This is a genomic window from Paenibacillus sp. FSL R5-0475 (assembly GCF_038004585.1).
Lineage (GTDB): Bacteria > Bacillota > Bacilli > Paenibacillales > Paenibacillaceae > Paenibacillus_AQ.
In genome coordinates this window covers 1,165,142-1,184,912 of record NZ_JBBORK010000001.1, presented here as the reverse complement: position 1 = coordinate 1,184,912, position 19,771 = coordinate 1,165,142, and the positions used below count along the sequence as shown (strand labels likewise).

Annotated in this window: 20 protein-coding genes and 1 tRNA gene; 5 read left to right on the top strand and 16 right to left on the bottom strand. The window is 43.9% G+C overall.

The genetic code is table 11. From position 1 onward, the window contains the following. Positions 1-33: 33 nt before the first annotated feature. From ptsP to aroA, 5 genes are all read right to left on the bottom strand, one after another. The gene (gene ptsP, locus MKX41_RS05070) at positions 34-1,803 is read right to left on the bottom strand and encodes a phosphoenolpyruvate--protein phosphotransferase (protein ID WP_042187321.1); all 1,770 of its coding nucleotides are present in this window, start codon (positions 1,801-1,803) and stop codon (positions 34-36) included. Further along, positions 1,800-3,686 (bottom strand): glucose PTS transporter subunit IIA, encoded by a 1,887-nt coding sequence (locus MKX41_RS05065; RefSeq protein ID WP_076282943.1) that lies wholly within the window; start codon positions 3,684-3,686, stop codon positions 1,800-1,802. The genes ptsP and MKX41_RS05065 overlap by 4 nt, the downstream gene beginning before the upstream one ends. Before the next feature lie 519 nt (positions 3,687-4,205). Continuing rightward, complete coding sequence (locus MKX41_RS05060) at positions 4,206-4,874, bottom strand: hypothetical protein (protein ID WP_339247382.1); 669 nt, start codon at positions 4,872-4,874, stop codon at positions 4,206-4,208. Positions 4,875-5,287: 413 nt separating this feature from the next. Next, positions 5,288-5,722, bottom strand: coding sequence for a CoA-binding protein (locus MKX41_RS05055; protein WP_076282945.1), 435 nt, complete (start codon positions 5,720-5,722; stop codon positions 5,288-5,290). Positions 5,723-5,797: 75 nt separating this feature from the next. Further along, positions 5,798-7,090, bottom strand: coding sequence for a 3-phosphoshikimate 1-carboxyvinyltransferase (gene aroA, locus MKX41_RS05050; protein ID WP_340968963.1), 1,293 nt, complete (start codon positions 7,088-7,090; stop codon positions 5,798-5,800). A gap of 109 nt (positions 7,091-7,199) precedes the next feature. Between aroA and MKX41_RS05045 the strand changes: the two genes are divergently transcribed. Next, positions 7,200-7,505 (top strand): rhodanese-like domain-containing protein, encoded by a 306-nt coding sequence (locus MKX41_RS05045; RefSeq protein ID WP_042187309.1) that lies wholly within the window; start codon positions 7,200-7,202, stop codon positions 7,503-7,505. A 4-nt stretch (positions 7,506-7,509) separates the two neighbouring features. On the opposite strand, the gene MKX41_RS05040 is transcribed toward MKX41_RS05045, so the two are convergent. From MKX41_RS05040 to MKX41_RS05025, 4 genes are all read right to left on the bottom strand, one after another. Further along, positions 7,510-8,058 carry a shikimate kinase gene (locus MKX41_RS05040; protein WP_340968962.1) on the bottom strand — a complete coding sequence of 183 codons (549 nt, stop codon included), beginning with the start codon at positions 8,056-8,058 and terminating at the stop codon, positions 7,510-7,512. 270 nt (positions 8,059-8,328) lie between these two features. Beyond that, entirely contained in the window at positions 8,329-9,744 is a 1,416-nt protein-coding gene (gene gndA / locus MKX41_RS05035; protein WP_340968961.1) for an NADP-dependent phosphogluconate dehydrogenase, read from the bottom strand. Between the two features lie 266 nt (positions 9,745-10,010). Next, complete coding sequence (locus MKX41_RS05030) at positions 10,011-10,607, bottom strand: hypothetical protein (protein WP_042187304.1); 597 nt, start codon at positions 10,605-10,607, stop codon at positions 10,011-10,013. A gap of 288 nt (positions 10,608-10,895) precedes the next feature. Next, a complete protein-coding gene (locus MKX41_RS05025) occupies positions 10,896-12,185 on the bottom strand; it encodes an MFS transporter (protein ID WP_076282948.1) in 1,290 nt (429 codons plus the stop codon). A 96-nt stretch (positions 12,186-12,281) separates the two neighbouring features. Between MKX41_RS05025 and MKX41_RS05020 the strand changes: the two genes are divergently transcribed. Beyond that, positions 12,282-13,757 carry an aminotransferase class I/II-fold pyridoxal phosphate-dependent enzyme gene (locus MKX41_RS05020; protein WP_042126789.1) on the top strand — a complete coding sequence of 492 codons (1,476 nt, stop codon included), beginning with the start codon at positions 12,282-12,284 and terminating at the stop codon, positions 13,755-13,757. 130 nt (positions 13,758-13,887) lie between these two features. Here MKX41_RS05020 and MKX41_RS05015 read toward each other — a convergent pair whose 3' ends face one another. Together MKX41_RS05015 and MKX41_RS05010 are read right to left on the bottom strand one after the other, a co-directional pair. Next, positions 13,888-14,199 carry a DUF1292 domain-containing protein gene (locus tag MKX41_RS05015; protein ID WP_042187300.1) on the bottom strand — a complete coding sequence of 104 codons (312 nt, stop codon included), beginning with the start codon at positions 14,197-14,199 and terminating at the stop codon, positions 13,888-13,890. An 80-nt stretch (positions 14,200-14,279) separates the two neighbouring features. After that, the gene (locus MKX41_RS05010; protein ID WP_042187298.1) at positions 14,280-14,834 is read right to left on the bottom strand and encodes a copper amine oxidase; all 555 of its coding nucleotides are present in this window, start codon (positions 14,832-14,834) and stop codon (positions 14,280-14,282) included. 164 nt (positions 14,835-14,998) lie between these two features. Between MKX41_RS05010 and MKX41_RS05005 the strand changes: the two genes are divergently transcribed. Then, positions 14,999-15,736 carry an MBL fold metallo-hydrolase gene (locus MKX41_RS05005; RefSeq protein WP_076299472.1) on the top strand — a complete coding sequence of 246 codons (738 nt, stop codon included), beginning with the start codon at positions 14,999-15,001 and terminating at the stop codon, positions 15,734-15,736. Positions 15,737-15,800: 64 nt separating this feature from the next. Here the strand turns inward: MKX41_RS05005 and MKX41_RS05000 are convergent, their stop codons facing one another. From MKX41_RS05000 to MKX41_RS04985, 4 genes are all read right to left on the bottom strand, one after another. Beyond that, positions 15,801-16,040, bottom strand: coding sequence for a DUF3892 domain-containing protein (locus MKX41_RS05000; RefSeq protein WP_042187294.1), 240 nt, complete (start codon positions 16,038-16,040; stop codon positions 15,801-15,803). Between the two features lie 85 nt (positions 16,041-16,125). Next, on the bottom strand, positions 16,126-16,569 hold the full coding sequence (locus MKX41_RS04995) for a GNAT family N-acetyltransferase (RefSeq protein ID WP_042187292.1): 444 nt from the start codon (positions 16,567-16,569) through the stop codon (positions 16,126-16,128). Positions 16,570-16,676: 107 nt separating this feature from the next. Beyond that, a complete protein-coding gene (locus MKX41_RS04990; RefSeq protein ID WP_076282950.1) occupies positions 16,677-16,889 on the bottom strand; it encodes a hypothetical protein in 213 nt (70 codons plus the stop codon). 104 nt (positions 16,890-16,993) lie between these two features. Next, positions 16,994-18,070 carry a site-2 protease family protein gene (locus MKX41_RS04985; protein WP_076299473.1) on the bottom strand — a complete coding sequence of 359 codons (1,077 nt, stop codon included), beginning with the start codon at positions 18,068-18,070 and terminating at the stop codon, positions 16,994-16,996. Between the two features lie 324 nt (positions 18,071-18,394). Between MKX41_RS04985 and MKX41_RS04980 the strand changes: the two genes are divergently transcribed. Next, positions 18,395-18,697, top strand: coding sequence for a hypothetical protein (locus MKX41_RS04980; protein ID WP_042187286.1), 303 nt, complete (start codon positions 18,395-18,397; stop codon positions 18,695-18,697). A 131-nt stretch (positions 18,698-18,828) separates the two neighbouring features. Next, positions 18,829-18,900: transfer RNA gene (locus MKX41_RS04975), tRNA-Val, on the top strand. A gap of 448 nt (positions 18,901-19,348) precedes the next feature. On the opposite strand, the gene MKX41_RS04970 is transcribed toward MKX41_RS04975, so the two are convergent. Beyond that, positions 19,349-19,501: a hypothetical protein gene (locus tag MKX41_RS04970; RefSeq protein WP_340968957.1), complete on the bottom strand. Its 153-nt coding sequence runs from the start codon at positions 19,499-19,501 to the stop codon at positions 19,349-19,351. Between the last annotated feature and the right edge of the window lie 270 nt (positions 19,502-19,771).

Sequence of the window (19,771 nt, the reverse complement as noted above, 5' to 3'; positions counted from 1 at the left end):
TTGATGTGGACTTGATGATGTAGCGCTTGATAACTATGAAGAAGCTTTCTCCTTTGTTTCCACGCTCGTTCCAAGCGTAATTCCGCTTTTCTGAGCATAAGCACTTAGGATTTCTTCCGTTTCCGAGCTTGTACGATGATGGAAGCAAGCCTTGGCAACCCTTGTAGCGTCTATAGCCAGTGTATTCAGGGTACGGTGTTTAACCTTCAACAGTGCCTGCGGCGACATGCTTAGATCACTAATCCCTAACTCCAGCCAAAGTGGCAAAGAACGCTCATCTGCCGCCATTTCACCACATACACTAATATCTATTTTTGCATTACGCGCTGCTTCTACAGTCATACGGATCATTCGCAGAACCGCTGGATGATATGGATGATACATATGCGCAATTTGTTCATTCATTCGGTCTACGGCTAGTACATATTGCACCAAATCGTTCGTACCGATACTGAAAAAATCAACTTCCTCCGCCAGTAAATCCGCAATCATAACCGCAGCTGGAACTTCAATCATAATACCGACTGGAATATTCCGATTAAACGGTATGCCCCGTAGCTCCAGTTCAGCCTTCACTTCTTCCAATACAGCTTTTGCTGCTTGTACTTCTTCTACGGAAGATATCATAGGGAACATTAGCTTTACATTCCCATACGCACTCGCCCGCAAAATGGCAGTTAGCTGAGTTTTGAACATATCCTGTCGATTCAAGCTGATTCGAATGGCACGATAGCCAAGGAACGGATTCTGCTCTTCTGGCAGCTGGAAGTAATCCAGATGCTTGTCCCCGCCTATATCCAGCGAACGGATCACAACCATATTGCTGCCTACCTTCTCGACAACCTGTTTGTACACTTCAAATTGTTCATCCTCCGTCGGAAAAGAACTGCGATCCATATAAAGAAACTCTGTACGGAATAGACCTACACCCTCGGCTCCATACTTGAGCGCTAAATTCAGTTCTTTGACGGAGCTGATATTACCAGCCAATCGCAGGTTAACGCCATCTTTAGTGACGGCATCGACTGTAGCAAGCAATTCCAGTTGTTCTTTCTTTTTATGCTGCTTATTCCGAAGAGAAACATATTCGTTGATCGTTACCTCATCAGGATGAATTTGCACAGATCCCGTGTCTCCATCTATCACGAGCATGTCTCCGGTCTGAATAGGGTTAGACAAATTATTCTCCAAACCTGCAACGAGCGGAATGCCCAGCGCACGAGCCATAATGGAGGAATGTGAGGTTTTACCGCCCATCATAGTAACAATACCTAGAACATAAGTTGGGTTCAAGTGAGCTAACTGGGAAGGAGACAACTCCTTCGCTACGAGAATATATGGCTGTGTATCCGATGGCAGCGTGACCTCAGGAGCACCTAAAAGATGCTTTAACAGACGGTTACCGACATCCTTGATATCAACCGCCCGCTCCTTCATGTATTCATCATCTAGCAGATCAAACATCGCTACAAAATGATCAATCGCTTCCTTAACAGCCACTTCCGCCGCCTTATATTGGCGTTCAATAATCCCCCGGATTTCGCTCATAAACACCGGATCATCCAAAATCGCCAGATGAGCATCAAAAATGCTGGATTCCTCCGGACCGACTACTTCTCTGAATTCTTTTTTGATGAATTCAATCTCGTCCTTAGAGGTACGGATACCTTCGTATAAACGCTCAAACTCCTTAGCTAGATCCACTGGGTTCACTTGTGTGTCTGGTAAACTCCACTCCCAGTTCGGTAAGACAAAGGCCTTCCCGATAGCTACACCTGCTGCTGCGCCTATGCCTTGTATCATCCTTCTATCCCTCCAACGTTACTTTCATGTAAGACTACGGACATTACTGAAGATTGCCCCTTTTTAACATTTTTAAATGGAGCATAGCTCCATGATTTTACTCGATCAGGATTCGTAATCACCATTGGTGTAGCCAGTGAAGCTGCATGCTCACGCAAATAAGCGAGGTCGAATTTAACAAGCAATTGACCTGGTTCCACACTGTCGCCTTCTTTTACAACCGCCTCAAATGGCCCTTTAAGCTGTGAAGTGTCGATCCCTATATGCATAAGTACCTCCAGCCCTTCCGGCGTTGCAATACCAACGGCATGCATTGTAGGATAGACGTGCATAACCTTCCCGAATACAGGCGAAGTAAGCTCCCCTTTTTCCGGCAAAAATGCAACTCCATCACCCACTAGCTTCGCTGCAAAGATGTGATCCGGCACTTCCTCAATGGGCATCATTCTACCCTGCATCGGAGAACTGAACAATACCTGAGGCAAATCACGAAGCATTAGCTTATTAATCTCCTCGCGGATCAACTCTGAATACGTACCAAATACTACCTGGACATTCCCGCCACCGAGCTTGATAATTCCAGCAGAACCAAGACCTTTAAGCGCCCCTGTATCTATAAATCGATCATTATGGACGGTTAGCCTCAAACGAGTGATACAGGATTGTACTTGTACAATATTCTCCTTGCCACCAAGCGCCTCCAAAATCAATGGTGCCTGATAAGGGATATTTCCTGCCCAATCACCAAGTTCAGAACCTTCTTCACGCCCTGGTGTCGGGATCTGAAAACGGCGAATCGCCCAGCGGAACAAATTGTAATACACAATCCCATAGCCAATACCGATCGGAATCAGAAGCCAAGCTCTCTGTGACAGATGCAAATTCAAAAAGAAGTCAATTGCTCCTGCCGAATAAGAGAACCCGTGATGAATTCCCAGCATATAGGTCAGTACCATAGCGAGGCCAGACATTACAGTATGTATCGCGAATAAATACGGAGAAGCAAACAAAAACGCGAATTCAATCTGCTCCGAAACCCCGGTCAGAAAACAGACCAAAGCCGCTCGCATAAAAGTCTTTTTAATCTTAGGCTTCAAGTCCTCGCGCGCTTCCTGAATAATAGCAAAAGCAATGGCTGGCAGTGCGAACATCATAATTGGAAACAAACCCGCCATAAAAATGCCCGCCGTAGGATCGCCTGCAAAAAAACGTGGCAAATCCCCCTGAACGACAGTACTACCATCAGGAGTTGTAAAGTTTCCAAACTGAAACCAAAACACATTGTTGAGAATATGGTGAAGACCGAAGGCTGTTAGTACTCTATATAGCACTCCATAAATAAAAACGCCAAAGCCGCCTGTCTGCAATATCCCTTGAAAAAGATCATCCAGTCCTCTTTGCAGCAGTGGAGAGATCCCTAACATCACCCATGCAAAGCCAGCCGAAAACAATCCCATGAACAGCAAAACAAAACGCGAACCTCCAAAAAACTGTATCGCCTCTGGAAGCTTGATATTTTTGAACCGGTTTTGAGCGATACCGGCAACTATACCCAGCAAAATTCCGATAAGTGTTGCAGGTTGTACAAGCCCGTCTCCCATATGGGTAACAATCCGGTCGTAAGTGAACATTCCAGCCAGTGCTGCAAGACCCGCCGTTCCAGCTTGATTGGATAATCCCCATGCTACACCCACAGCGAACAAATAAGGCATAAAATAAAAGATTCCCTGCCCAGCGTATGTAGCCACTTCGGATACCGAAGAAAGTCCCCATGCAGACCAAGGTAAGCTGCCCAAACTAAGCAAAATGGCTGCCGCCGGCAGTACCATGGTAGGAAGCATTATGGCTCTGCCCAATTGCTGCAATGATCCGAGCCAATTCAAGGCTACCCTCTCCTTTCTTTCTATATTGAATGGTAAGCGCTGCGGGGGTTTTTGTCAAAATAAACTGAAGGAAAAGATCAGGATATATTTAAAACAAATACACACTCACTCCACAATAAAATCACCTAGAAACACCATTCTATGGGCTCAGGATTCCAAAGCACTAAAGCAAACAATGCAAAAGTTGGTTAAAACCGATAAAAGTTACTCTGAATGAATGTGCGTCTCTAATAATGCTTCAAGTGTATGAGTTATATTTATTGAATGAAGTTTTGTCTGCTGACTGAGTCTCTTTCTTTTGCTGCCGATGATAAAAGAAGATGTTAATTGTACTTTGTACAACTATTTATATCCTATAAAAACTGAAATCCATATAAGTGTACTTTGTGCAATTATTTTTAATAATTTCACCCTTTTCCTAACCTTTGGTGTGTAATAAGTGTACAAAGTACAACTAAACCACAATAGAATAGAGATATTTCCGATATAGTTGTATATAGTGCAATTATTCTCCCACTCCTACCATATTTGATCTGGTCGCATAGCTTTCACTTCGTATTGTCGAACCCGCTCTCCCGTAATTACAGGCTTTATTAGTCCCTTCTCACTCAACGAGTGCAACAATCTGCGCGCCGTTCGAAAGTTAATGCTGAAATGAGTGGTCACATCCTTTGGACGGATCGCCCTACCCAGTCGCCAAGCCAACCGCAGAACCTCCTTCTCCTCAGACAAAATATCCACGCCTGCAGATTTGCGCGCCAAATGAGGTGCCAGCACCAATTGCAAAAGCATACGGCACACCTCGGGGCGGTGCTGAAGATCATCAACAGAAAAATGAATCATTTTCCACCCCATTCCGGTCAGAAAAGTGTCCCGATTAACTGCGTAGTTGAATCTCTCGCGGTCCATGTCCTTCACATGACTTTGAAACCCGTCGCACTCAATCCCGAGACTGCCGCCGCTCTGCGGAAGAAAAGCGAAGTCCAGAAACTGAGATTTACGGTTCCAGTCGTACACTTCGTATTCTGGATGCAAATCATCAAGGCTCTCAAACAATGGCCACCATACATTCTGTAAGAACAACTTCTCCGCATAATTATGCCCTCTAACCAGCCTCCCCCTTCTTTCTCCTGATCTTTCAGTCAAGTGCTTGTTAATGAACATACCATGTGCTTCTTCAAATTCCATTATGGTATCCTCCCCTATAAAAATAAAAAAACGCCCTTCACCGCAAATTATGCGGATAAAGGACGTTCTTCGTCTAACTTCAGTATAACAAGCTCAGTTAGTGATTTGCATTAGAAATTGCACAGTCTGTGCAGCCAATCGTAATCAAACAATGCTTTTGATCTTGGCTGTTCTTTAACATTAAATTTGCAACTACTTTTCAGCGTCAAAAAATTTAGTTCGCTGGTTTGTTAGTTTGTTCTTTTGTCTGTCGGCTCGCCGGTTCATTGTTCTCTCGGTTGGTTCGTTTGTCGGCTCGTAAGCTCGTCAGTTCATCGTTTGCCCGTTCGTCGGTTCGTTCGTTCGAAATCCCTTGATACACGCTCTGATCATCATTTTTTCAATAGTCAGATAAAGTGTTGAACTACCGAACCTTATGCCCGAGTACGCCCATGCATCGTGATCGCTTCTTCGACCTTGATACAACGGTCCATAATCGCCGTCATACCGTTCTCAGCGGCGATTTCAGCGGCTTCCTGGCTGATTATACCCTGCTGAAGCCAGAGCACACGTGCGCCGATTTCAGCGGCCTCCTGTGCGACCTTTGCGCAGTATTCGCTTCGACGGAACACATTAACAATGTCCACCGGCTCTGGAATTTCCGCTAACGTATGATAGCACTTTTCTCCCAGTATTTCACCATCAACCAATGGGTTTACAGGAATGATCCGATATCCCCGACTTTGCATAGCACCCGCGACCATATAGGAGGTACGGTCTGTTTTGTCAGACAGGCCAACAACTGCAATATTACCAGCAGAAGCAAGGATATCTCCGATCTGTTCCCGACTTGGATTCTCAAAGCTCATACATAGTGCCCCTTTCCATAGTTACACTTTATGATCCTTATTTAACTGAAGCTAAATTCGCTAGCTCCCTTACTTCTATTGTACCCACTCCACATTCGCACCAAGCGCACGCAGGTGATCAAAGTATTGCGGATACGACTTAGCGACATGGTGAGCATCCTTGATCAATAGTGGTTTACGCGCTCGTAAACCTACTACTGACAGCGCCATAATTACACGGTGGTCGTAATGCGCGTTAATCGTCACACCACCTTCGACGCCTTCAGGCATGCCGTGAACGATAATTTCATCGCGGCGTTCCTCAACATTGGCTCCTGCACGAGTCAACTCTGCCAAGTAATCAGTTATACGATCACATTCCTTATACCGAAGGTTCTCAACGTTATAGAATCGTGAAGTGCCTTCAGCAAATACGGCAGCAGCTACCATAGCCAGCACCGCATCGGTTGCAGCATCTCCGTCGAATTCAACAGCTTTTAGAACGCCGTTCCCTTGTACGTGAACTGTTCCCTCTTTATGAGTAAGCGGTACTTCCATCATACGCAACACATCAACAATGGCTCTTTCTCCCTGCTTACTCTGTTCCACAAGTCGATGTACCTTAACATCTGACTTTGTAACCGCAGCTGCTGCTAGAATAGCCGCAGAGCCAGGATAGTCACCTTGAACGGTATACGTCTTAGCCGCGTAGGCTTGACGACCTGGCACTTTAAAGGACATATAATCATCTGCCGCATGAACCACAATTCCAGCCTGCTCCAATACTTCTAGCGTCTGACCTACGACAACCTTTGATTTCAAATCATCAAGGACAATAATTTCACTATCTTCTTCAAGCAATGGTGTCAAGAATAATAGAGCACTTAGGAACTGGGAGCTGACAGCACCTGAAACTGTAATTCTACCCCCAACAGGTTTGCCACCGCGGATCGTGATCGGCAACTTACCTTCATTATGCTCTACCTTCACACCAAGCTGTTCTAGAGACACGATCAGGTCGTCATGTGGACGTTTACCCAATGAGTCAGGATACATATTTACGAATGTGACCTCAGGGCTTAAAGCAGCTACAGCCATTAGAAAACGTAATACTGCTCCAGCATTCCCCACATTAAGCTCCTTAACATCCTTAGGTTTGCGTCCAAAGCCTTGAATCACAATCTTCTCATCATCTTCTGTGAGTACAGCTCCCAAATCTGCAATACAACGACGGATGGCATCGCTATCTTCACTATGTGCCGGATGATAAATCGTACTTACGCCTTCTGACAATGCGGCAACCAGCAAATAACGAGTGGTATAGTTTTTGGAAGAGAGGGCCCCAAATTCTCCTTGCAGGGATGGCGTTGGCCTAACAATAACGTCCATAATATAAACTCTCCTTAGTAGATATAGTTGTATGTAGTGCTCGTTTGACAGGGTATTCCATGCTTGTGTTATCATTAAACCATTCTTCTGATGAAAAGAGGTCACAACCATGCATAATGTTCCACAAATTACACCGCAAGAATTGCGGCAGTGTCTAGAGACAGGAGAAGACCTTGTACTCATCGACGTTCGTGAAGACGAAGAGGTTGCCTTCGGGATGATTCCCGGTGCACAGCATATCCCCATGGGAGAAATTCCACACCGCACTGAGGATATTCCAAGCGATGCCAAAGTGATCTTTATTTGCCGTTCCGGCGCTCGAAGCCAGCGTGTCTGCGAATATCTACAACAGTTTGGCTATCATGCTACAAATTTAAGCGGCGGTATGATTGAATGGAATGAAACACTCTCTTAAAAGCTCAGCCGCGGTAATGCATTAAAATATATTGCGACACTTCTGCCGCTGTCAGTCCCGTTGTATCGACCGTGTAATGCGCGAACAGGTAAGCTTCTCGACGGTCTTCCATGATACGTCTAACCCGTTCTTCTGCATTGCCGGCGAGCAGCGGACGATTCTGATCTCCACTAACGCGGGCAATAATCTCTTCTTCTGTTGCCGTTAGCGCAACCACATGCCCTTTACTCAGCATTAAATCTGTATTCCCCGGCGCCAATACCGCGCCACCACCAGTAGATATTAATTTATTCTCAGACTCTAGCATACGCTTTAGTACTGCTGTTTCCACGCTTCGAAAGTAATGCTCTCCATCTGCCGCGAAAATTTCTGCAATACTTCGGCCTTCAGTTTCAACAATGACATGATCCAGATCAACCAGCTCGTAACCCAGTTTCTCGGCCAAAATAGCGCCTACAGTTGACTTCCCCGTTGCCATCATCCCTACTAAAATAATGTTCTTATTTCTTTGCTCTTCGTTCAACTTTTTAAATTCTTCTGTATCCCCAGCCATGTCTATCCTCCAACCGCGATATTTGTCATATCATAACACAGGGTCAAAACATTAGACAATCTGCTTCACTTAGTAAATACACATCAAAACTTCAACAAAAAAGGCCCGAAAGCCTCCCCATTTCTGGTGAAGCAATTCGGGCCACTTTTTTAAAATATAAGAAAGTACAAGTTTCATGTTATACATTAACCTTATATTTCTCGCATAAACGCTTCTACCGTCCTTTAGGGACGCCGAAGGCGTTATTGCTTATAACCGTAATAAACTAGATTATTCTGCAGAAATCCAGTTGTGGTGGAAAACGCCTTCTTTGTCTACACGTTTGAACGTATGTGCGCCGAAGTAATCGCGTTGAGCCTGAAGCAGGTTCGCAGGCAGTCTTTCTGTACGATAGCTATCATAGTAAGCCAATGCGCTGGAGAATCCAGGTACTGGAACACCCATCGTTACAGCTGAAGCGATTACTTTACGCCATGCGGATTGGTAATTGTCCATAACATCCTTGAAGAAAGGATCAAGCAATAGGTTCTTAAGATCTGCATTGTTCTCGTAAGCATCCGTGATGTTTTGTAGGAAACGGGAACGGATAATGCAGCCACCGCGCCAAATTTTAGCCAACTCGCCATATTTCAGATCCCAACCGTATTCGTCGGAAGCTACGCGAAGTTGAGCGAAACCTTGAGCATAGGATACAATTTTACTTGCAAACAATGCTTTACGCACGTTCTCGATGAATTCAGCTTTGTCACCATCAAATGGTGTAGCTTCTGGTCCGTTAAGCACTTTGCTTGCTTCTACGCGCTCATCCTTCATTGCAGAGAGGAAGCGTGAGAATACGGATTCGGTAATCATGGACAAAGGTACACCAAGATCCAATGAGCTTTGGCTTGTCCATTTACCAGTTCCCTTTTGGCCAGCGGAATCAAGGATCACGTCAACCATTGGTTTACCAGTTTCTTCATCATACTGAGCAAAAATATCTGTAGTAATCTCGATCAGGTAGCTGTCGAGCTCACCGCTATTCCACTCTTTGAAAATGTTGTGAAGTTCTTTTGCATCCAGACCTAGAACGTCTTTGAGCAGCTGGTAAGCTTCACAGATCAATTGCATATCACCATATTCGATACCGTTATGCACCATTTTAACATAGTGTCCCGCACCGTCTGGTCCGATATATGTACAGCAAGGCTCACCGTTAACTTTAGCTGAGATTGCAGTTAGGATTGGTTCAACTAGCTTATACGCGCTTTCTTGACCGCCAGGCATAATAGAAGGACCTTTAAGAGCTCCTTCTTCACCGCCAGAAACCCCAGTTCCGACAAAGCGGAAACCTTTTTCTTCCAGATATTTACTGCGACGAACCGTATCAGGGAAATAAGCATTTCCTCCGTCGATAATAATGTCGCCTTGATCAAGATGCGGCAACAGTTGCTCGATGGTAGCATCAGTAGCTTTACCAGCTTGAACCATGATCAGAATTTTGCGCGGTGTTTCCAGCGAAGCTACAAATTCCTCAACGGAAAATGTGCCTACGAGGTTTTTACCTTCCGCCTCAGCAAGAAGATCATGTGTCTTCTCCGGTGAGCGATTAAACACGGATACGGAAAAACCTTTGCTTTCGATATTTAGAGCCAAATTCTTGCCCATTACCGCCAAGCCAATAACGCCGATTTGTTGTTTTGCCATCTGGTCCTCCACCCTTTGCACCCTATATTTTTGGGAAATCCATTTCTCGCAGTATAAGAATACCACCCTTTATCAGAGACAGCAAAGCCTGCCCTGCGAATAAAGATCAAATTCATCGACAAATCCATTGCCAATATGAAAATGATCACAATGACTATTTTAACGTTTTTAGCACCAGAAGTGAACCCCTGTCTGCAAGTTCTCAAACAAATCTAAGACACCCCGAAATTCGGGGTGCCCCTAAGCAACTTATTTCGGCACCTTGTTTACCATTCTAACATATACAATTCCTTCGTCAAAAAGGTAAGCTGCGCTCGGCATTTCTCCGCGCGAATCATATCCTCAGCCTTAAGTGCATCATTTAATCGATCCAGCTGCTCATCCACTTCAATCCTGCGCTGGCGAATTCGTTCCTCTCCTTCAACAGAATAATAGAGCTTGGTCAGCTCCTCATCGGTGAGCATAGGACCCTTCTGGTATAAGACTCGCTGCTGATAACCCGAGATTTCGACAAGACGAATCACTTCGCCGAACAAAATATTTTCAATAATAATCTGACGGTCCCGGAAGCGCTTTACAATGGCATGCCCTCGCATGTCCCCAATTAACTTCTCCATCCATTCTGACAAGCGAGCATCACGAATCATATAGTCACCCACGAGCTTATAGCCATCTTTGATCCTTTGAAAACGTAATTTCACCAGTTTACGACCCGTACGGACCGAAATTACAAAGACCTGTTCGTTCTCGCTCCAATATAGGGAATAACCTTTTTGAATCAAATCCTTGATCAGGTCCTGGATATGCTGTCTGTCGAAACGCAGCTCCAGGTTACAATACTCCACCTCGTCGTTTTTGTTCACGGCACTCCCCCCTAACTACTTCACATCTGCAAAGCCAACACAATTGTTCAATTTCCGATTATTTATGGCTGCCGGACCTCTTCAAGTAGTAGTTACTTTTGCGTTCGTCTTAGTCTTATTTTATACTTCAGTTTATGTAGCGGTAACTTGGTTTATTGACTATTTTTACCCGCAACAGACTTTCTCCAAACGCTGATTGAATTTTTTATTTCTTTTAGTCCTTTTAATTCCTAAAAAAAGCCGCTGACAACTAATTCTCAGGTTGTCAGCGGCTTTTCACATCTAAGGTCAACTAGTTTTAAATTTCAACTTCGTTCTGTGTACAATTAGTAAATGCAGCCCAAAGAGTATCAACATAACAATTGCACTCATCAGAAACGGAACACCGTGACCTACATGGTCCCATAGTCTCCCTGATATCACTGGTCCTGCCACCATCCCTGAGCCTTGCAAGGTCAAGAAAAGCCCCCAGACAGTCCCTCGTTCCCCCTTAGGCACTTGCTTAGCCAGAAAGGCATTCCATGCCGGGAGAATAAGCGCGTAGCTTATACCGACCAATGCCACCGCGATAAAAGCAAGCGGGAGCCAGCGTACCTGTGAGAACAGGGCAAGGGAAAAGGCGGCGAGCAAAAAGCCAATGTTCAGAAACACAGTTGTTCCTATTCGGTCTACCAGCTTGCCTGCTGGAATTAGAGCGAGCACCGTAATCCCACCACCGGCAATCAGAAGTAGGCTAAACTGATTTGGACTAACATGCAACTCCGTACGTGCAAACAAGGTAACTACAGGCGTCATCAAGCCAATGGCAAAAGCCTGAAGAAATAAGGCCGGATATAGTAGGCGACTGACTTTAAGCGTCGTTCTGACCTGATGTAGTGTTCTTTTTATACTTTCTAACGGACTAATTTTTTTACGTTCAACGACTCCACCAAGCCCCTCCATGTCCCTTACAACTGCATGAGTGCCACTTGACGAGATTCTTTTAGGTAGAAAAAGCGCAACTACAACTACTACAGCAGCACACCCTAGCAGGACCAAAAAGGCTACACGATAGCTTTGTCCACCCTGATCCATCAAAAAATTCACTACAATCGGACCGATTCCCGTTCCTGCGAGCGATGCCATCTCTACAGCACCCATAGCTGCTCCACTGCTGCCGCTTTTAGTAGATCCCGCCAATTCCGTTATTCCGGTCATCACACAAGGCCAAAGCGGGGATGTCCCGATCCCAAGAATAAGACAGGCAATCGAGAGCGTAACTGCTGTTTTGGCATATATTATCATTCCAACAGCTACTAGGATCAACAGCAAGGCACTTGTCATGGTCCAGCGAAATCCTATGCGCTCCATAACCCAGCCAGAAGGACTGCGGAATAGATTATCCCCCAAATACTGGAGTGCAAAGGCAAAGCCTACTACCGTAACAGATAGACCCAAAATATTCTCCATATATACGGGTAACAAAGCGACAAGTAGCGACCCTTTAACAAACTCAACTAAAAAAATAATTACCCACATCTCCATGATAAATGGGGACGTCAAACTGATATGTGTACGTTGTGCAGCTTTTGTGGACATTCTATCACATCCAAATCCTAGTATTCTGTAGATTGTTTTGTTATACTGATGCTTGCCTTAAATTTTAATATTCGCGAAAGGTTGTGACAGCATTAAATGAATCAACACCGTACTCCCCTCTTCACAGCTTTAAAAAAGCATGCCGCCGGCAATCCCGTTCAATTTCATATCCCGGGGCATAAGAAGGGGCTAGGAACCGATGCCGAATTCCGTGAGTTTATCGGCGATAACGCTCTATCCATCGATCTAATCAACATCGCACCGCTTGATGATTTACATCAGCCAACTGGAGTAATCCAGGAAGCTCAGAAGCTGGCTGCGAAGGCTTTCGGCGCCGACTATACGTATTTTAGCGTACAGGGCACGAGCAATGCCATCATGACGATGATCCTCTCTGTCTGCTCACCGGGTGATAAAATAATTGTGCCGCGCAACATTCATAAATCTGTGATGTCGGCCATTATCTTCTCCGGAGCCAAGCCTGTGTTTGTCTCGCCTGTTCAGGATGAGAATCTCGGGATAGATCACGGCATAACGACCAGTTCGCTGGAACGAGCGTTAAGGCGTCATCCAGACGCCAAAGGAGTTCTAGTAATCAATCCCACGTACTTCGGTGTATGCGCCGACCTGCGTTCGATTGTCGACCTGGCTCACCGTTACGGTGTACCCGTATTGGTGGACGAGGCACATGGAGTACTGATTCATTTTCATGAGGATCTGCCGGTATCGGCCATGCAGGCCGGAGCGGACATCGCTGCCACTAGTGTGCATAAACTTGGCGGCTCCATGACGCAAAGCTCGGTACTGAATCTTAATGCTAAGACGGGTCTGATTAACCCGCAACGGGTACAGACCATTATGAGCATGCTGACTACAACATCTACCTCATATATTTTATTAGCGTCTTTGGATACATCAAGACGTAATCTCGCGCTGAACGGTCATGAAATGGCGGAAAGAACCATCAGACTGTCCAACTACGCACGCGAAACGATCAATACAATCGAAGGCCTGTACAGCTTTGGAAAAGAGATCCTTGGGACAGAAGCAACATTTGATCATGACCCAACTAAGCTCAACATTCATGTGCGCCATTTAGGGATCACAGGATACGAAACCGAAAACTGGCTGCGCGAAAAGTACAACATCGAAGTAGAACTAAGTGACATGTATAATATTCTTTGCCTTATTACCCCAGGAGATACCCAAGAATCAGTAGATAAATTATTAGCTGCACTTCGGGTGTTGTCCGCCATTCATTACAGCAAGGGTGAAATCTACGAACTTAAGGTTCAGGTTCCAGAAATTCCACAGCTTGCTCTGATTCCAAGGGACGCTTTTTATGCGGATACGCAGTTAGTTCCATTCCGTGAATCTGCTGGCTACATTATTGCAGAGTTTATATATGTATATCCGCCTGGAATTCCTATTCTTCTCCCTGGCGAAGTTATCACTCAGGATAACATCGATTATATTATTGACCATGTGGAGATCGGACTTCCGGTTAAAGGTCCTGAAGATCGCAGCATCACGAACATAAAAGTGATTGTAGAAGCCGATCCTATTTCCTAAGACCCATCATTTTCCTAAAAAACTTCATTCATTTATACAAAAACCCGATACCATAATAAGTATCGGGTTTCTGTATATAAACATCAACTGTCATATACACAATAGAACAGCTTAATTTAGTCGCTAAAATCTATTCTTGCTGAGCAAGCAGATTGTTGTAAGCTTCTTCAACAGCTTTCCATTCTTCTTCATCTTCGATATTGTACAATACCATTTCTTCGTCTTCTTCTTCCATACGCAGAATAATGCCATCCGCTTCAGGATTTTCCTTTTCTAACAGCAGCGCGTATAGTTTCTCACCGATGTCGAAAGTTTCAACCAATACCATTTCAACATCTTCGCCCTGCTCGTTCGTCAAGGTCAGCACAAACTCCTCGTGCTCATGGTCGTGATCATGCCCGCAACCGCATGCTTCACCATGCTCATGTTTGTGATCGCTCATTGTAATACCTCACTTTGAATTGTATTATCCTACATCTGGTATACTACCACGTTAGATTAGTTCAGGTCAATTTAGAACCCTTAATTAAGAGCTGTAATTACCTTTTCTGACACAAGAACGTAATCCGCATTTTTGGAAGCTTTCATATAGAAGCCTACCCGATATTTGCCGGTTTCTTTAAAATCATAAGTAAACTCCGAGGTCGGAAACCAGAAATTATCCTTCTGCGAGCCTTCAAGCTCCTGCGACTGAATATCCTTAACATTACCAGAGGGGTCCGTTATGGCTACTTTTACAGCTGAAACCTCTTCTGTTAAGCTATCTACCTGGGTTAATATTTTAATCTTAAGCTTGCCTACGTTTACGTTACCAAAGACCGTATTATCCTTAAAAAGAACAATATGAACATTAGGCTTAAGAATCGTCACTTTACCAGATCCATCCCAATTCACTACCCCGCCCGCTTCTCTAGCGGGAATATATGTTTTTCCATCAATCAAATAACCGCCGTCTACAATTTCCGTCCCGTTGTTCCATACCCTGATTTTCTTACTCACAGAATCGGCGAACAATAAGGAGCCACCCATCAAGGAAAAAGCAAACACACATAAAGTGACTTTTTTCCATCTATTCATTTGAAACCCTCCAAATAATTCATGCTATTAATGTATACTTACTTTGTCTCAGCAAGTTGCGCTAATTGTAGGTAAATATTTCATTCATCTTCCGAAAAATGATATTATGTACTTGTTCAAAGTTGATATATTAGCTAACAGCGATTTCAGGAGGGTACTTTCTTATGAGTCTGAGCCTACAAATGCTAGGAACTGGCAATGCTTTTGCAAAAAACTATTTTAACAATAATGGCTTGCTACTAGCTGATGATTATACCCTACTGATTGATTGCGGGATTACAGCTCCACTTGCCATGCATACCATCGGGAAATCCTTCCGTGACGTAAACGCTACTCTAATTACGCATATTCATGCGGACCATGTTGGAGGTCTGGAAGAGCTAGCACTTACACTAAAGCACGTATACGGGAAAACTATGAGATTACATTTACCTGAGACGCTTGTTGAGCCACTTTGGAACAACACCTTAAAGGGTGGATTATATCAAAAAGATGCAGTAGCCTCCCTGACCGATATCTTCGAGGTTAAACCTATGAAACCCGGAATTACGTACAAGCTCGCTCCTTCTCTTACGCTCGAGATCATACATACGCCGCATATTCCTGGCAAAGATAGCTATTCCCTTCTAATAAATAATGAGATTTTCTACAGCGCGGACATGACTTTTCAGCCGGATCTACTTATACGCCTTGTCCGTGAGCACGGCATCCGTATGATTCTGCATGACTGTCAGCTTGGTGGATCAGGTGTTGTTCACACCACACTGGAGGAGTTAATGTCATTACCTGAAGATGTTCGACGTATCATCAAGCTCATGCATTATAGCGATGAACAACCTCAATTCGTCGGGCTTACTGGAGAGATGGAGTTTATTGATCAGCATGTAATTTATAAACTCTGATTATGATTAAAAAAAGACCGTACATTGACGTCCGATGACGTATGTACGGTCTTTGCCTTTAGAACTATGAGAAACTCGGAAGATTATCCAAATTGTTGGTTGGATCCCCATCCGCGTCGCCGCGAATATAAGTTCCTCCGTCTTTACCTTTAAAAGCATTCACTCCGGCAATATTTCCGGCCTGTACTTCTTGAAGCGCTTGATCATACGCCAGGACACGTCCTGTAGAGGTCTGGAAACTGGTTAAATCTCCGTCTCCATTTTTCTGTACAGCTACGAAACTTTCGCGTTCGTTATTTGGCACTTCAGCTCGCCCCTTGCGCTTGGATTTGCCATCATATGGCACATCCTAGCTTGCTTCATGGAACGGTAAATTATGTGCACTATTTTTAAAGAGTTTTCTGCATCCGTACATGTAGAATACCTGCGTCATAAAAAGGTTCCGTAGAAATCACTTCATATCCTAGCTTCTTGTAGAAATTCTCAGCTTGGCACTGTGCATCAAGAATCGAAGCTTCCAGTCCAAGCTCCCGAGCAAGCTCTTCCATAGCTAGCAACAGAACACGTCCGTATCCTTTGACTCGATAATCTTTCAGTACGGCGATACGCTGCATTTTGGCTGTACCTGCTTTGTAATAAATCAATCTTCCCGTAGCCACAGGTACACCTTCATCTATAATTAGAATATGGTGCGCATTCGGACCGATAACATCGTATTCATCAATTTCTTCCTCAGCCGGTACCATTTGTTCCTCTACAAATACTTTGGTACGAATATCCAGCCCCATTTGAAGCTGTTCCTCTGTAGTTACCCGTAAGATTTCTGCCGCCATGTTAGTCCCAAACTCCTCTCTCTATGTATCCAACGATAGTTGTCTATTATATAAAAATTCGACTAGAAAGAAAAGCCTGAGCATGAGAAATCGTCTTCTACGCTGCTCTAATCTGCAGAATATACTTCTTCAGGAATCGAACGATTGTATGTGTCTTGCATCACTGGTGACAATGGAGGGTACTGACCTTTTGGCTTTCCATCTAGGTTGGTCATTTCTTTGATTTCCATGACTTTTGTTGGCTTCGCCTCGGAACATCCTCCCAAAACCATCAGTAACAGCAAACAAACGCCGACTTCCCATTTCAAAAATTTAGGCATGGTTTTACTCCTTTCACCGTTCAACTGCGGTTATTCTCATTACAGCTTTGACGGTTCATGAGTTTTATAAACCATTGGATCACTTCATTGCCCGATTCTAACCCTTATAGATTCACATTTCCAACGACATGGACCATGTACATCATTCCTGCCAGAAAGCCAGCTAATACAAAATAAGCGATACCGTATTTCCAGCGTGAGCTAACCGGCACATCGTAATACTTATCGTTCTCGTAGACCGAATAGCTGATATCACAATTCATCTTAAGATGAAGCCCATTCTCTAAGGTCACAGGCTCTAGCTGCGAGATACGTACCTTTTCAATGATGCATTGTTGCGGAAGCGTAGCTCTACCAATATAGTTCAGTTGATCCCATCTCACCCCTACATACTGCTGTCTTTCCAAATCACTATAAGTAGTAAAAGGTAAATCTCTTCTATGCTCTGGTCCTGGAATCATGTAGCCTGCATCTCTAAGTGGCTCTACTGGAATTAAGAAACTCTTCGTTACAGAATAAAGGCGATTGTTAGTGCGTCTCTTCACATATTTGTTATACAGATCGTAAGCAAATAACGCCCAAATAATAAAGAACAAGATCGAACGCATATAGATGATGATGGCTAAACCACCCACTAGCCCCACAAGCCACAGCCAACGCGTCACCGCGGTTGCAATACGGCCACCGTCAAGCGGGTGAATCGGCAGCAGATTGATCAGATTAAGTAAAAAACCTATATAAGCCAAGGAATAGAGAAGTGGACTATCCATGTAATAAGCCGCTCCAAAAACGGCTGTAGCCCCAATAGTTCCTAAGATCGGACCTCCAAAAGCAATATAAGCTTCCGTCTGGGCATCCAGCGGCTGTTTTTTCATTGTAATTAAAGCTCCCAAAAACGGTATAAACAGTGGAGCGCTGACTGGAAGCCCGATCCGTTTCGCTGCTATTACATGTCCTAATTCATGGACTAGCAAGAGCAGGACAAAGCCCACGGCAAACCCCCACGGGTAAATCAAAGCATAAGCCCATATTGAAATCATCATTGATATTAACGGCCCGGCAATTTTACCTATTTTCAGAAGAGACAAAATCGCCTTTCCTTTAAACAGGAGCATCGCCGCCCCGCCCCCCAACCATTTCCATGGCGTGGAAGAATTCTTTTTCTGCTCATTTTGCGGCAAGATCTCAAGCTCCTTTTTCTTTCAATTTTTATCTAACTGCTGTACATTACCCTCCATTTTATCATAAGCGCTTAAGGAGTATTTCCATAAAAAAGCACTCGGCTAAGTATACGACGCAACTTTTAGAATCGTTTCAACATCAAACAAACAGATAATGGATAATTTTCACTATTATTCAAGGAAAGACAGTAATTCCGCTTCAATCCCCCCCACCTCACACAAAATAACCCGAATTTTATGGTTACCCTATAGGCTAACGCCGTGAACGTTATAGGCTACGAACCATAGACTGTTATCAGGGTTATTCAATTGAGGAGGTTATTTATGGATACAAATGCAAATTTACATCAACAGGTCAGTTGGAATTGTATGAACAAATACGTTGGTATTACAACGACTGACGGTCAGTCCTTTGATGGCTTTATTGCCCATGTAGATCAAAACTATGTTACTCTTGCGGTTCCTAGCAACGAAATGGTAGAACGTTTAAACGGAATGCCTACACACGAATCGGCGTATAGACAATTTGGTTTCCGGCCTGGCTTTTTCCCAAGACGTCGCTTCTTTCCACGACGCATTCCTTTTTTCGGTATAAGCGATATATTTCTACTTCCGTTCTTTATCTGACGTAGCTCATGGGGATGGAGCGGCATCCCCTTTTCTTATTATTTTAAAGACTATGTAAACTATCATCCCTATAGATTGTAAAAAAAGAATTGCCATCCTACTCTATCGTATGGTATTATGAAATTCGTCGCAGGACGGTAGCTCAGCGGGAGAGCACTATCTTGACAGGGTAGGGGTCATGGGTTCGAACCCCATCCGTCCTATATCGAAAAGCCTTGAATTTCAAGGCTTTTTTTGTTTTCAATTCACTTATCATTCTATTAAAAACCCCTGTGATACGAATTTGATACGAATCGCGATTACTTTTCGTATCAGTTCATCTGATCCTCTGGGAAATATCATCGCTTCTACCCTTCAACCAATTCCTAAATACCGCTTTACTGGTATATAATTCCCTTCCCACTTTTGCAACATGAAATACGTGGAAGCCTGTTTACAATCCTTTCAATTCTATCGCTGTCCATGCCATCTTCAGGCTCATGGAATCAGAGCCAAAAGAGAAAGAAGCCGCTACTGAAAGCAGCAGCAATATTCCTAGGAGTAAAAACAGACCGAAATACGATTTCCCTCTTAAATTAGGGATAACAGCTGTTTTATCATCTAGCTTTCTATTTTTTTCATACGTTGACACTAGCTTCTCAACTACAAAATCTAGCTGCTTATCAAGAGATTAGATATCGGAATAATATGAAAAATCAATATATAGCCTTGCAGCTTGTCCCCAGGCTCCATCACAGCATGTCGAATATCCAGCACTTTAACGGCTGCATAATTCCATGCGGCAATATGATCTTCCAACTTCATCTTGCATTTCACTCCGATCCGTTACACAATCTATTTAAGTTAATTACATCTTAAACATTGATAATGATTATCAATTAGTATTAGGCAGCTCTTCTATTTTGTCAATCGCAGTTTAGTATCGTGCTTGCTGATAGCGTCGCATGAACTTCGAAAAGTCAAAAATAACATCGCCATGGATCTAAACGTTACTTGAACTAAACAGGAACAATCTCTCAACATTGCATCTCCTATAATTTAGCATTAATATAAAATAATGAGACTTACTGAAAT